Genomic DNA, 12,785 nt, shown 5'->3' with positions numbered 1-12,785 from the left:
GGAAACCGTTGGAGGATGACCGGTGGAGAATCCTGTGCCAGCCGGGGGTGAGGATGCGGTGATCAGTCGTCGTCGCACGAGGGGAGCCGTTGTCATCACGGTCGCGGGCGAAGTCGACACCCTTGACGCCGACGGCCTTGTCGAGTGCGTGAGAGAGAGCGCGACGGCTTCGGCCCCGGGCGATGATCTCGTGCTGGACTTTCGTGACGTTTCGTTTGTCAGTGTCTCGGTTCTCGGCCGTCTCGTCGCAGTCCGCGACCGGCTGGCGGCACAGGGGCGGACGGTGCACATGTGTGCGCCGGCCGGCCGCGTCGGCCGGTACTTCGCAATGGTCGGGCTCTGATCGCCTTCGGAGCCGCCTAATGCCTTCTTACTCGCCGTAGCGGTCGAGTAGCGCGCTGAGCGGATCGTCGATGGGGACTCGTGGCTCGGGTTGCGCGTCACGCCCGCGGAGGGCATCGGCGACGAACCTGGCCACCTCGTGTGGCTGGGGCAGCAAGTTGCCGCGGAAGGCCGCGATGACCCCGCGGTCCTCTTCGCCCACGAGCTCCCAGCCGTGGCGGTCGTCCCAGGTGAGAATCAGATCCCGGGGAGTTCGGTCGGGTGTCCGTTCCGACAGCAGGACGAATCCCGACGCCACTTCGCTGACCTCGCTGCCGGTGTCGTCGTCCGCCACTCCCAGTGCGGCGGCGACGACCCGGACGTAAGCGGCGAGGGCCCGCTCTTCCGGCGAAGGGAGTTCGGGTTTGCTGATCAAAGGCATGAGGCCACCTCGGTCGTTCAGCCGGTGAGCTCCTGCTGGACCTGTTCGAGGCTGCGTCCCTTGGTCTCGGGGATCTTCCGCCAGAAGAACAGCAGGGCCAGCAGGCTGATGCCGGTGTAGAGGAAGAACGTGCCCGGCCGCGTGATCACCTGGACCAGCGACAGGAAGGTCAGGGAGACGACGAAGTTGGCGGCCCAGTTGCCGACCGTGCAGGCGGACATCGCGATGTTCCGGACGGGCAGCGGGAAGATTTCGGAGATCATCAGCCAGAAGACCGGGCCGAGGCCGATGCCGAACGAAGCGATGTAGAGCAGCAGCGCGGCCAGGGCCAGCCACGGAGCCCGGTGCTGCAGGCCGGGTACGAGGAAGAACACGCCGAGAAGGGCCAGGCCGAGCACGATGCCGGCCGTGCCGGTGAGCAGCAGGCCCCGACGGCCGACCCGGTCGAGCAGCACGATGGCGATCGCGGTGAACACGACGTTGGTGACCCCGACGAAGACGGTCTGCCCGATGGCGCCACCGGTACTCAGCCCGGTCGCGGAGAGGATCGTCGGAGCGTAGTAGATCACTGTGTTGATGCCGACGAACTGCTGGGCCAGTGCGAGGCCGAGGCCGATGAGCAGCAGTGGCCTGAGCTTCCGAGTCCGCAGAGCGCCGATGCCGGTCCGGCCGGTGTCCCTGGCGGCAGTGCGGATGTCGTCGAGTTCGGTGTCGACATCGGCGTGTGGGTCGCCTTCGCGCAGTCGCTCGACGACGCGGCGCGCCTGCTCTTCGCGTCCCTGCTGGACCAGCCACCGCGGAGAGGAGGGCACGGTCAGCATGCCGACGGCCAAGGCGGCTCCGGGCAGCGCGGCGAGACCGAGCATCCATCGCCAATCGTGCGCGACGCCGGAAAAAGCATAGTTGACCAGGTACGCCGCCAGGATGCCGAGAGTGACGGCCAGCTGGTTGAACGACGTCAGGCCGCCGCGGATGCGGGGCGGCGCCATCTCGGAGATGTACAGCGGGCTGACGAAGGAGGCGGTCCCCACGGCCAGGCCGAGCAGTACCCGGAAGCCGACGAGCATCGGGACCGAGACAGCGAAGGCGGACCCGAGCGAGCCGACGACGTACACCGATCCGGAAATCACTTTCGTCCAGCGCCGTCCGATGCGCTTGGCCGTCCACCCCGACAGCGCAGCGCCCAGCATGGCGCCGACGAGGAGGGAGCTGACGATGAGCTCCTGCTCGAAGGTGCCCGCCCCGAGATCCCGTTTGATGTAGAGGAGCGCCCCGGAGATGACACCGGTGTCGTAGCCGAAGAGCATGCCGCCGATGGCGGCTATCGCGGCGATGCGGGCGATCAGCGCATTGTTACCCTCGCGGATGGTGGCGATGAAGCCGCTCATGTGATCGTCCTTCCGCTTCGCTTCCGGGCCGCGTCCTGGCGGTTGCCCGTGGTCGCCGACGGGAAACCCCGGCTCTGGATCGTCAGGCAATCGTCAGGTTCTGCGCTCGTTTTCCGTTGCCATGCGGGCTATCCGGACGTATTGGACGGTCCACGCTGAACGCGAAGAGGAACGTGATGACAACTCGATGGTGCAAAAGCCATGTCCGGACGAGCGAGGAGCGCAACCAAGACGGACGCCGATTCCGGTCCGGTCGGCAACAGGGCCGCCGAGTGGCCCGTAGCGGGGTCTGGGCCGCGGTCTGCTCGGTCGTGATGGCCTCCGGGTGTTCGTCCAGCGATCGGCCTGCACCTGGGGGAACGGCCGGTGTCACCGCGGCCGCCCACGTACGCTCCGGCCCCGAACGTGCCGGCCGGCACGCTGGGCACCAATGTGGAATTCGGGCAGCTTTCGCTGCTCAACGTGTACCTGCTGCCGTCGCCGGATGGTGACTACCGGAAGGGGGAAGCCGCCCGGGTCCGGTTCACCTTGGTCAACCGCGGCTCGACGGACGAGGCGCTGACCACCGTCGACAGTACGGCGGCGACAGCGGTCACCCTGCACTGGGACCGCGCTTGTGACGGGACGGCCGAACAGGCCTCCCACCTGCCGCTGCCGGCCCGGAACGGGGTACCGGTCGTTCCCGGGGCGTCCGGCAACCGGCGCGGCCCCTACTACGCCGAGATGACCGGCCTTGACCGGACCGTCGTGGCGACCACACTTCCGGTCACCTTCACTTTCGCCCACGCCGGAACCGTCACGGTCCAGGCGAAGGTGCGCCACCCCATGGACGGGCATGACGCACCGGGGCCGCTGGAGTGCCTCGACCGAACCGGTGCCGGGAGCGGCGTGGCTGGTTGGTGACCAGGTTGCGCCGCCAGTGCGATGCTGGAGAAGCTGGCCCTGCTCGACCACATTTTCTTTCAGCCGGTTCGGCTGCCGATCGTGACGGTGACCTGCTGGTGGTTGCTTCCGCGGACGATCTCCAGCGCGGCCTGGGCGCCGGGATCGTGGGCGCGAAGGTCCGTCAGCAGGTCGTCGACGGACCGTACGGCCTGGCCGGCGAACTTGACGATGACGTCACCGGCGCGGATGCCGGCCGCGTCGGCCGGCCCGTGGGGATCGACACCGAGAACCAGCGCACCCTGGTCGACCGGAACGCCGAGACGCTGCTGGATCGCCGGGGTGAGGCGTCCGATGGACGCTCCGAGGTAGGGGTGTTTCGCCACGCCCGACTTCAGCAGCTGGTCGGTCGTGTCGACCATGGTGGCCGTGGGGATCGCGAAGCCGATCGACACCGCGCCGGTGCTCGGCGGCAGGTAGGCCTCGTTGATGCCGATCAGCTGCCCGGAGGTGTCGAGCAGCGCGCCGCCGGAGTTGCCGGGCGAGATGGCGGCGTCGGTTTGGATCAGGTCGACCAGCGAGGCGCTCTGGGCGGTCGAGCCCGGCACGTCGCGGTGGAGACCGGAGATGATTCCCGAGGTGACGGTGTTTTCGAATCCGAGCGGGCTGCCGATGGCCAGGACGGTTTCGCCCGGGCGGGGTAGGTCGGTGCGCAGCTGGGGAGCCGGGAGGTTCTTGCGGTCGGTGCGGATCACCGCGAGGTCGGTGATCTGATCGGTAGCCAGGACGGTGCCGGGGGACTGCGTGCCGTCGGCGTAGGTGATCGAGACCTGCTTCTGGTCGGTCACGACGTGCCGGTTGGTGACGATGACGTCCGGCTTGAGCACGACGCCGCTGCCCAGCCCGTTGGCGACGGTGATGGTGACGACGCTCGGGCCGAGCTGTTCCACCAGATCGGGAAGGTTGCCGGCCGGTGCTGCGCTTGGCGGGTTCGAGGGGGTGGCTGTCGTTGAGGGCGGGTTCGAGGGGGTTCCGCTGCAGCCGCCGAGGAGCACGAGTGCGGCGGCGGCCGGTGCGAGGGCGCTGAGTTTCGGCATGGCGCCGAGATACCCGGGTGGAACGCAGAGACACGTACCTGACGGAATCGTAAGCTGGCCGCTCGTCAGGAGCTCATCACGGTCGTGAAACATGCGATAACGAACTGTTGATCAAGCCAACAGTGTTGCCGGCCCGGGTGCGGGGTAGTCGATCCCGGACGGCGCGGATCGGCCGCGTCCGGACCGTGACGGGAGGAGAGTCAGCCGTGGACGCCAAGTCCTTCATCCGCGAATTCCCCGCGGTGCACCTGGCTATCGGAGTGATAGGTAACGCGATCTTTTTCGTGGGCAGTGTCCTGTTCGTGTGGCACGCGACCGAAGTCGTCGCGATCTGGCTGTTCATCGCCGGATCGTTCGGAATGCTGCTCGGTGCCGTGGGGCAGGCGGTCTACGTGTACGAACGGCACCGGCTCAATGGCGCTCCCGGCGACCGAAGCCGGACGTCGGTACGCTGGGAAGGTCGGACCCAATCCTCGTCGTCAAGGGCGTGATTGCGTGGTATTCGTGCCCCGGCTCCTCGGTGAAGTCCAAAGGCACGTGAGTGCGGAATTGTCAGAAATCCCTATCGAACAACTCGCCGAGGTGTCGTGCGGGGAGTGCGGTCACGTCGCCATCGAGGCCGGGCCCGTCGGCCGGGGAGTTGACGGTCAGCACGGCCCGCACGGGAGCTGAAACAGCGGCGCCGAGCCGTTGAGCGCTGTTACGGACCGCAGCCGTGCGGCGTTGGACGGGCTCCTCGACAGCGACGATGTGCTCCACGAGGAAGGCGCCGCGGACGCCGGCGACGACGTAGCCGGCCGCGGTGGGGAAGACGAGCCAGCCGTGGCGTTGGAGGGTTCTCACGGAGGTGACGAACCGGTAGAAGCCGGGATCGGTGGGCCACAGTTCCGGGAGACAGCCGTGGCGCCGGTCGCGATGCAGTCCGCCGAGTACGGTCAGCATGCCGGTGATCACCGCCGCCCAGGCGTCGATGACCAAGGTGAACACCATGCCGGTCGACGCGCCGATTGCACCCGCCGCGGCCCACCGGGCCACCCTCGTGCTGCGGCGCAGTGCGGCATGGCGCTCCGTCACCGGCAGCAGGAAACCAGGGCGCACCGGGCCAGTGTGACACTCGAGCGCATTTCGGACATCTCAGAAGGGTCAGCGGTCGTGATCGGCGTGGCGCCACCAGGCCGCGGTGGCAGCGATGCCGGCGACGCCGACCAGGACGACGAGGCCGAAGCCGAACGGGCCGGGCGGATCGCTCGCGGGGCCGGCGATGCCGCTGTAGAGCGCGGGGACCGACCACGGGAAGTACCGGCCGTAGCCGAGCAGGGCGATGACCTGGGCCAGGAATACCGCGGCGATCATCGCGGCGACTCCGGGGAGGTAACCGCGCCCGGCACTGGCGGCCAGCGCGAAGGGCGTCACCAGCAGGATCGTCAGCACCGCGGTGACCAGTAGTTTCGCCAGCCCGGTGAGCGCGACCGCGGCCGACCAGCCGGGGAGGCCGATGAGGGTGCCGATCAGCAGGCCGAGCAGGAAGAGATAGCCGGCGAGCAGCAGGGACCAGCCGGCGGCGACGGTGAACTTCGCGCCGACGATCGTGGTGCGCGCGGTCGGCAGGGCGAGCAGGTCTTTCGCGGTGTCCTGGCTGAATTCGCGGCCGAAGATCCACACGACGACGAGGCCGAACAGCACCGCGCCGCCGACCGCGACGATCTGGCCCAGCAGCGCGAAGTACGCCGTCCAGTCGGCGGTACTGGCGGTGAGCGCGGCTTTCGTGCCGAGCAGCCCGAGGGATCGCGCGCGCCCGAGGTCCTGCAAGATGAACATGATCAGCCCGCCGAACGCGCCGACGAGGGTGAAGGCACCGAAGGTCACCCATGAAAGTCGGGAGCGGCGTGCTTTCAGCAGTTCCACCCGGACGGCGACCGTCGCCGCGCTCACTGCGGCCCGACCAGGCGCAGGAAGCAGGTCTCCAGGTCGTCCTGTTCGACGGCCAGGCGGAGGGGCGGACAGCCGGCGGCGACGAGGAGGGTGGCGATCTCGTCGGGGTGAGCGAGCGCGTGCTCGCTGTCGAGGAGCAGGCCCTCGCCCTCCGCTGCGGGGGCGTGGCCGGCGGTGTGCAAGGCTGCCGCGGCCGCGGCCCGGTCGCGCACGACGACGCTCAGCCGCGGGCGCGCCTGGGCCACCAGGTCGGTGGTGTCACCGGTCCAGACGAGCCGGCCGCGGTCGAGCACGCCGATCCGGGTGGCCAGCCTCGCCACCTCGGTGAGGATGTGGCTGGACAGCAGCACCGCCACGCCGTCGCGGGCCAGCTCGCCGAGCAGGGTGCGGATTTCGGCGACGCCGGCGGGGTCGAGGCCGTTGGCGGGTTCGTCCAGCACGAGCAGCTCCGGGCGGTGGATCAGCGCCTTGGCCAGCCCGAGCCGTTGCGCATTCCCGAGCGACAGCGTCCGCGCGCGGCGGTGTGCGTAGGGTTCGAGGCCGAGCCGCGCGATCACGGCGGTGATCGGTTTGTCGCCGGTCAGGCCGCGCAGTCGGGCGACCGTTTCGAGGTTCTCGGTGACCGTCAGGTCCGGGTAGGCCGCCGGGGCTTCGACGAGGTACCCGACGCGCGACCACACCGCACAGACGCCCGGGCGGATCCGGTTGCCCAGCAGCGACACACGGCCGCCGGTAGGGCGCACCATGCCGAGCAGCATCCGGATCGTGGTCGTCTTGCCCGCGCCGTTCAGCCCGAGGAGCGCGTAGATCTGGCCCGGCGCGATCGTGAACGACAGCTCGTCCACCGCGACGACGTCGCCGTACCGCTTGGTCAGGTGCTCGGCGTCGACGGCCAGGCTGTCGTTCACGTATTACCTCTTGTCCTCAGTGGACGTTCGCGTCTTCTTCGTGTTCGGCTTCGGCGGCGATGTTGCGGATGCCGCGCGGCCGGCCGGAGCGGACCCACAGGGTGTAGAGCCCGGCGGCGATGAGCAGTGCGGCGGCGATCGAGATGATCGGGTCGCCCCGGGTCAGGTTGACCACCAGGGTGAACCCGACCGCGGCAGCGCCGACGAGGTTGATCGCGAGGAAGCCGATCCGGCGGTCATGCCAGGAGAAGCGGGCCATTGCCAAGAGTCCGGCGAGGAAGCTGACGAACACGGAAGCGGCGTAGAACAGGACGAGTTCCTGGTCGCGTCCGCCGGCGGCGGCGGTGACCGCGGCGGCGGCCAGCATGAACACGACGACGCCCCAGTACGGCGTGTGGTGGCTGTTGGTGCGGCCGAGCAATGCGGGCAGGATGCCGGTCATCGACCCGTCCGGGTGGTGGTGGCGGGCCAGTGCCTTGAACAGGCCCGGTCCGGCCTGGAACGACGAGCTCGCCGCCGACAGCAGCAAGAGCGCGGTGGTGAACTGGAACGCGGCGAACACCGGGGTCGCGGTGGCGGCACGCGCAAGTTCGGCGATCTGCGTGGTGTTCTCGTGCGGGACACCGATGCCGAGGCGCACGGCCTGGGCGGTGAGGCCGAGGGTGATCGTGCCGACGACGCCGAGGGTCAGCCACAGCGTGACCCGGCCGAAGCGGCGGCGTCCGGGGTCGTCCAGCTGGCCAAGCTGCGCGATCGCCGAGGACGGCGCCTCGATGCCGGTGGCCAGGGCCATGGCGACCGGGAAGGCGAGCGCGACCGCCAGCGGCGGCGCGTGCCCGGGATCGGTACTGGTGGCCCCGACCGGGTGCGGGGTGACGAACAGCCCGGAAATCAGCACGGCGACGGCGAGAGCGATGAACGCGACGGTCATCACCGCGAACACGGTCCGGCCGAGGTGGCCGAACCAGGTGCCGCCGGCGACCCCGGCGACCAGCAGCAGTGCGATCGGGATCCGCAGGTTCGCGAGGTCGGGGAAGAACGCGATGACCGCGGATGCGCCGGCGGCGGCGCTGATGGCGATGGTCAGGACGAAGTCGACGATCAGCGCGCCGATCGGGATGAACGCGGTGGCCTCGCCGAACGCCTCGCCGGTGGCGGCCGCGGCGCCGCCGCCTTGGGGGTAACGGGCGACGAGCTGGTGGTAGTTGACGATCACGATCACGACGATCGCCACGACCAGTGCCATGGTCGGTAGCAGCAGGGCGAGGTCGCCGTGCAGGGCCCGCAGGGCGGCTTCGATGGCGTAGGCGACCGAGGACACCGGGTCGGCCATCACGGCGAAGGCGAACGCGAACAGCAGCATCGGTCTGCTGGTCGCCCGGCGTGGTGCGGTGGCGGTCGGGGTCAAGGCGGAGCTACCTCCATCGATGTCAAGCGGCTGGCGCGGATCTTTACGCAGTAACCGATGTGACTGCTGGCGGTCACCCTGACAGAACCCAGGTCACCGCAGTGCCCCGGCGATCTGGGATTCGCGCCGTTTTTACGCCGCCCGACCGGTTCGGGTGTTCTGAAATCCCGGAACCCCGGGCCGGATGAGTGCGAGGTAAGCGGGGGTCAGCTGCCTGCACGGACGGCGTACACCGAGCGTTCGATCTCCGAGACCGGCAACCGCCGGCCGGCCGGTTCGAGATAGCGGTCGGTGAACTCCCGCGGTCCCAGCTGCTCGTGCTCGGTCCAGCCGTACTCCGCCAGCAGACCAGCGACCTGCGCGGGATCCATGCCGAATCGCCACAGCCGCCGCTTCACGACGAACTCCCGATAGACGGGACACCGGCCTCGGTCAGGTACTGCGTAACCGCTTCCCACGCGACGAACGTGCGTGAGCCTGGCCGATACCCGTGCCGGATCAGCTCGGCGTGCAGGTCTTGCGTTTCGAAGTCGACCGGCACCAGCGTCACGCCTTCCGGTACGCGGCCGAAACACCGGCGCAGCGCTGCCTCTTTGCGCGCGATGTTCGCCGGGAGGTCCATTTCCCACACCGGGATCCCGGCCAGGCCGGGCACCCGGTACGCGCGGGTGTCGAACCCGGCCCCGAGGATCACGACTGCCTCGATACCGTCCTGGACCGCGTCGCCCAGCTTGTCGTCGATGTAGCGTTTGCGGCACAGCATGCTCGCCCACAGCCCAAGCATCTTCTTCTCGGTCGCCTTGACCGTCGACCGCCGCGCCGCCGGCCATTTCGCGAGCCTGACGGCCAAGCGGCCGCTCAACGGCAGCAGTTCGGCCGCCCACGGGTCATGGATCAGTGGGGAGGGTTCGAACTGCTCCACGGCGACGATCACCATCGGACCCACGGCGGTCCGATCCGCTCCGGCTGGCATGGCGTGCTCCTCGGTCGTCGAAACGTCGCCGACCAGGCTTCCCGGCACACCGGGGACGACGATAGCAACAGGTTGATCGGCCGCACCCACATGACGACCATCGGGACCGCCAGAGGGCGAGCTCCGCCATCGGCCGACGGAGGTGAACCAGCCGGTCAGGCAGCCGTGACCGTCGACACAACGAGATCGGTGGCTTCCGGTTTGCCCCGGGACCGTCTTTGCGGCATCTTTACGCGAGGAGTGCCGGGAAGTCTGGTCGGCCTGTCCGCGTCCGGCCCGGGCGGCGGGCGGTTGGACCGACCCGTGGGAGTCCGATGGCACTCATCTTGGCGTTCGGTGTCGTGCTGCTGATCAGCGTCTCGCTGTCCGGTGTCGCCGCCCGCACGATCCTGTCGACGGCCCTGTTGTTCCTGCTGGCCGGAGCACTGATCGGACAGGGCGGGTTCGGGCTGGTCGAGATCCACCCGCGCGATCCGCTGGTGACCGCGCTGGCGGACATCGCGTTGTTCACGGTCTTGTTCACCGACGGCCAGCGGGCCAGCCTGCCCGCGCTGCGGGAAGGCTGGCGGCTGTCCGGGCGGGCCCTCGGGCTGGGGATGCCGCTGACCATGATCGGCGTCGCCGTGCCGGCACACTTCCTGGTCGGTCTGGACTGGCCGACCGCGCTGCTGGTCGGGGCGATCCTGTCGCCGACCGACCCGGTGTTCGCCGCGGCGATCGTCGGGCGCGACGACGTGCCGCTGCGGCTGCGGCGGCTGCTCAACGTCGAGTCCGGCCTCAACGACGGTCTGGCACTGCCGTTCGTGCTGATCTTCCTGGCCACGGCTGCGCACACCGAGTCCGACCTGGGCACGGTCGCGATCGAGCTGGTCCTCGGCCTGGTGCTGGGTATCGCGGTGCCCGCGCTGGTGTGCCTGGCGTGGCGGCTGAAGGTCCTCACCGCCGAGCCGCGGCTGCAGGCTCTCGGCCCGCTCGCGATCGCCGTGATGCTCTACGCCGGCTGTCACCTCACCCACGCCAACCCGTACCTGGCCGCGTTCGCCGCGGGCGCGACGCTCGCGACGCTCGACAAGGTCGCCGCCGAGCACTTCGAACCGCTCGGCGACCTGCTGTCGGAAATCACGAAGTTCGCCGCGCTGCTCGTGTTCGGGGCCCTGATCACGCCCGATCGGCTGTCGCACCTGAGTGTGGGGGCGTGGGTCGTCGCGGTGCTGGCGATCGTGCTGGTGCGGCCGGCCGCGGTGCTGCTGTCGCTGCTGCGCACGCCGATGTCCGGGCGGGAACGGTCGACCGCCGCGTGGTTCGGGCCGAAAGGGTTCGCGTCGGTGGTGTACGGGCTGTTGGCGTTGCAGTCCGGCATCCCGGACAGCGAGTTGGTGTTCGACCTGGTCGCCGTGACGATCGCGTTGTCGATCGTGCTGCACTCCTCCACCGACGTCCCGATCGCGAAGGCGCTGCGGGTCGAGCCACCGGACAACCTGCCCACCGGCCACGCCACCCGTGACGAGGACCGTCAAGAAACCGACAGGAGAAGCCCATGAACCCCGGCGCCCCCGCCTGGGACGTCGTACGCTGGGACGATGCACGCCGCCCAGATGGCCGAGGAATACCCGGTCGTGGAGCTGGACTCCGACGCGCTCGAGGCCGCGCGGCTGCTCGCCGAACGACGGTTGCCCGGCCTGGTCGTGACCGACAAGACCGGGTGCCCGCAGTCGGTGTTGCCCGCCTCGCAGGTGGTGCGGTTCCTGGTACCGAGCTACGTGCGCGACGACCCCTCGCTGGCCGGGGTCCTCAACGAGTCCATGGCCGACCGGGTCGCCGACAAACTCGGTGGCAAGACCGTCCGGTCCCTGCTGCCGGAGGAAACCACGGAGCTGCCGCGGGTGAACTCCGACGACACGATCGTCGAGGTCGCCGCGATGATGGCCCGGCTGCGGTGCCCGCTGGTCGCGGTCATGGAGGACAAGACCTTGATCGGCGTCATCTCGGCGTCGCGGCTGCTGGAGCTGGCGCTGAAGCCGCACTGACCCTCACGGGGGCGGTGGCGTGAGCACCGCCATCGCGGTCACCGTGTTCGTGATCGCCTACGTCTTCATCGCGACCGAGAAGATCCCGAAGATGGTCGCCGCGCTGGCCGGTGCCGGGGTGGTACTGGCCCTCGGGATCAGCGGGGCGGACGACGCGTTCTTCTCCGAGGACACGGGGATCGACTGGAACGTCATCTTCCTGCTGCTCGGCATGATGATCATCGTCGGGATCCTGCGGCGGACCGGCGTCTTCGAATACGTCGCGATCTGGGCGGCCAAACGGGCCAAGGGATCCCCGGTGCGGGTGATGATCCTGCTGTCCCTGATCACCGCGGTGGCATCGGCGTTCCTGGACAACGTGACGACCGTGCTGCTGATCGCCCCGGTGACGCTGCTGGTCTGCGACCGCCTCGACATCAAACCGGTCCCGTTCCTCATCGCCGAGGTGCTCGCCTCCAACATCGGCGGCACGGCGACCCTGATCGGCGATCCGCCGAACATCATCATCGGGAGCCGCGCCGGGCTGGCGTTCAACGACTTCCTGGTCAACCTGGCCCCGATCGTGGCGATCGAGCTGGTCGTCTTCACCCTGGTGCTGCCCCGGTTGTTCCGCGGCTCGTTCACCGTCGATCCGGCCCGGGTGGCCGACGTCATGGCGTTGAACGAGCGGGAAGCGATCCAGAAGCCCAAGCTGCTGATCAAGTGCGGAGTCGTGCTGGCTGCGGTGTTCGCCGGGTTCGTGCTGCATTCGGTGATCCACATCGAGCCGTCGGTCGTCGCGCTGCTGGGCGCCGGCGTGCTGGTGCTGCTCTCCGGGACCGAGCCGAAGCAGTACCTCGCGGGCGTCGAGTGGGAGACGCTGTTGTTCTTCGCCGGGTTGTTCATCATGATCGGCGCCCTGGTGAAGACCGGCGTGATCGGGACGCTCGCCCGGTTGGCCGCCGACGCCACCGGCGGCAACGCCCTGCTCGCGGTCATGCTGATCCTGGTCGTCTCGGCCCTGCTGTCCGGTGTCATCGACAACATCCCGTACGTGGCCACGATGAGCCCGCTGGTGCTGGCGCTCACCAACGACATCCCGGACCCGGCGCACTCCGAGGCGTTGTGGTGGTCACTGGCGATCGGCGCCGACTTCGGCGGCAACATGACCGCCGTCGGCGCCAGCGCCAACGTCGTGATGCTCGGCATCGCGGCGCGGTCGGGCTCACCCATTTCGTTCTGGGAGTTCACCAAGAAGGGCGCGGTCGTCACCGTGATCACGGTGCTGGTGGCTGTGCCCTACCTGTGGCTGCGCTACTTCGTTTTCGCCTGAACTCGGCACCAGGAGGCCACCGATGGACGACCTCGTCACCGCAGTGACCCTGATCGGGGTGTTCTTGGCTGCCGTGCTGGCACTGCGCTGGGCTC

General features: G+C 69.1%; 15 protein-coding genes. 6 read left to right on the top strand and 9 right to left on the bottom strand.

What is annotated here, in order from left to right:
* Positions 1 to 22 precede the first annotated feature (22 nt).
* Positions 23 to 343 carry an STAS domain-containing protein gene (locus AB0F15_RS13520; RefSeq protein ID WP_360269664.1) on the top strand — a complete coding sequence of 107 codons (321 nt, stop codon included), beginning with the start codon at positions 23 to 25 and terminating at the stop codon, positions 341 to 343.
* 27 nt (positions 344 to 370) lie between these two features.
* Here the strand turns inward: AB0F15_RS13520 and AB0F15_RS13515 are convergent, their stop codons facing one another.
* Entirely contained in the window at positions 371 to 763 is a 393-nt protein-coding gene (locus tag AB0F15_RS13515; protein ID WP_360269662.1) for a DUF6292 family protein, read from the bottom strand.
* A gap of 17 nt (positions 764 to 780) precedes the next feature.
* On the bottom strand, positions 781 to 2,241 hold the full coding sequence (locus tag AB0F15_RS13510; protein WP_360269660.1) for a sugar porter family MFS transporter: 1,461 nt from the start codon (positions 2,239 to 2,241) through the stop codon (positions 781 to 783).
* A gap of 276 nt (positions 2,242 to 2,517) precedes the next feature.
* Between AB0F15_RS13510 and AB0F15_RS13505 the strand changes: the two genes are divergently transcribed.
* On the top strand, positions 2,518 to 3,054 hold the full coding sequence (locus AB0F15_RS13505; RefSeq protein WP_360269658.1) for a copper chaperone PCu(A)C: 537 nt from the start codon (positions 2,518 to 2,520) through the stop codon (positions 3,052 to 3,054).
* Positions 3,055 to 3,113: 59 nt separating this feature from the next.
* Here AB0F15_RS13505 and AB0F15_RS13500 read toward each other — a convergent pair whose 3' ends face one another.
* Entirely contained in the window at positions 3,114 to 3,983 is an 870-nt protein-coding gene (locus AB0F15_RS13500; protein WP_360269657.1) for a trypsin-like peptidase domain-containing protein, read from the bottom strand.
* 353 nt (positions 3,984 to 4,336) lie between these two features.
* On the opposite strand from AB0F15_RS13500, the gene AB0F15_RS13495 reads away from it, so the two are divergent.
* Positions 4,337 to 4,621, top strand: coding sequence for a YrhK family protein (locus tag AB0F15_RS13495; RefSeq protein ID WP_360269655.1), 285 nt, complete (start codon positions 4,337 to 4,339; stop codon positions 4,619 to 4,621).
* A gap of 61 nt (positions 4,622 to 4,682) precedes the next feature.
* Here AB0F15_RS13495 and AB0F15_RS13490 read toward each other — a convergent pair whose 3' ends face one another.
* The 6 genes from AB0F15_RS13490 to AB0F15_RS13465 all read right to left on the bottom strand — a co-directional run bounded on the left by AB0F15_RS13490 (position 4,683) and on the right by AB0F15_RS13465 (position 9,441).
* Positions 4,683 to 5,108 (bottom strand): hypothetical protein, encoded by a 426-nt coding sequence (locus AB0F15_RS13490; protein ID WP_360269653.1) that lies wholly within the window; start codon positions 5,106 to 5,108, stop codon positions 4,683 to 4,685.
* 165 nt (positions 5,109 to 5,273) lie between these two features.
* Complete coding sequence (locus tag AB0F15_RS13485; protein ID WP_360269766.1) at positions 5,274 to 6,035, bottom strand: ABC transporter permease; 762 nt, start codon at positions 6,033 to 6,035, stop codon at positions 5,274 to 5,276.
* 23 nt (positions 6,036 to 6,058) lie between these two features.
* A complete protein-coding gene (locus AB0F15_RS13480; protein WP_360269651.1) occupies positions 6,059 to 6,970 on the bottom strand; it encodes an ABC transporter ATP-binding protein in 912 nt (303 codons plus the stop codon).
* Between the two features lie 16 nt (positions 6,971 to 6,986).
* Entirely contained in the window at positions 6,987 to 8,378 is a 1,392-nt protein-coding gene (locus AB0F15_RS13475) for an amino acid permease (protein WP_360269649.1), read from the bottom strand.
* A 206-nt stretch (positions 8,379 to 8,584) separates the two neighbouring features.
* Positions 8,585 to 8,776: a hypothetical protein gene (locus AB0F15_RS13470; protein ID WP_360269647.1), complete on the bottom strand. Its 192-nt coding sequence runs from the start codon at positions 8,774 to 8,776 to the stop codon at positions 8,585 to 8,587.
* Entirely contained in the window at positions 8,773 to 9,441 is a 669-nt protein-coding gene (locus tag AB0F15_RS13465) for an SAM-dependent methyltransferase (RefSeq protein WP_360269645.1), read from the bottom strand. Before AB0F15_RS13465 ends, AB0F15_RS13470 begins: the two co-directional genes overlap by 4 nt.
* Positions 9,442 to 9,665: 224 nt before the next feature.
* On the opposite strand from AB0F15_RS13465, the gene AB0F15_RS13460 reads away from it, so the two are divergent.
* Genes AB0F15_RS13460 through AB0F15_RS13450 form a run of 3 tightly spaced genes read left to right on the top strand, consistent with a single transcriptional unit; the run spans position 9,666 to position 12,690 of the window.
* Positions 9,666 to 10,892 carry a cation:proton antiporter gene (locus AB0F15_RS13460; RefSeq protein WP_360269643.1) on the top strand — a complete coding sequence of 409 codons (1,227 nt, stop codon included), beginning with the start codon at positions 9,666 to 9,668 and terminating at the stop codon, positions 10,890 to 10,892.
* 39 nt (positions 10,893 to 10,931) lie between these two features.
* A complete protein-coding gene (locus AB0F15_RS13455; protein WP_360269642.1) occupies positions 10,932 to 11,378 on the top strand; it encodes a CBS domain-containing protein in 447 nt (148 codons plus the stop codon).
* Positions 11,379 to 11,397: 19 nt separating this feature from the next.
* Positions 11,398 to 12,690 (top strand): ArsB/NhaD family transporter, encoded by a 1,293-nt coding sequence (locus AB0F15_RS13450; protein WP_360269640.1) that lies wholly within the window; start codon positions 11,398 to 11,400, stop codon positions 12,688 to 12,690.
* The last annotated feature ends 95 nt before the right edge of the window (positions 12,691 to 12,785 follow it).

Origin of the sequence: Amycolatopsis sp. NPDC026612, assembly GCF_040638285.1 — a bacterium.
In the GTDB taxonomy this organism is placed as follows: Bacteria; Actinomycetota; Actinomycetes; order Mycobacteriales; family Pseudonocardiaceae; genus Amycolatopsis.
This window is presented reverse-complemented; position numbering and strand designations above follow the sequence as displayed.

Bases quoted from the DNA above. Each gene is read 5' to 3' on its own strand.
- AB0F15_RS13455 (WP_360269642.1), top strand. From the start codon at position 10,932: ATGCACGCCGCCCAGATGGCCGAGGAATACCCGGTCGTGGAGCTGGAC.
- AB0F15_RS13515 (WP_360269662.1), bottom strand. From the start codon at position 763: ATGCCTTTGATCAGCAAACCCGAACTCCCTTCGCCGGAAGAGCGGGCC.
- AB0F15_RS13460 (WP_360269643.1), top strand. From the start codon at position 9,666: ATGGCACTCATCTTGGCGTTCGGTGTCGTGCTGCTGATCAGCGTCTCG.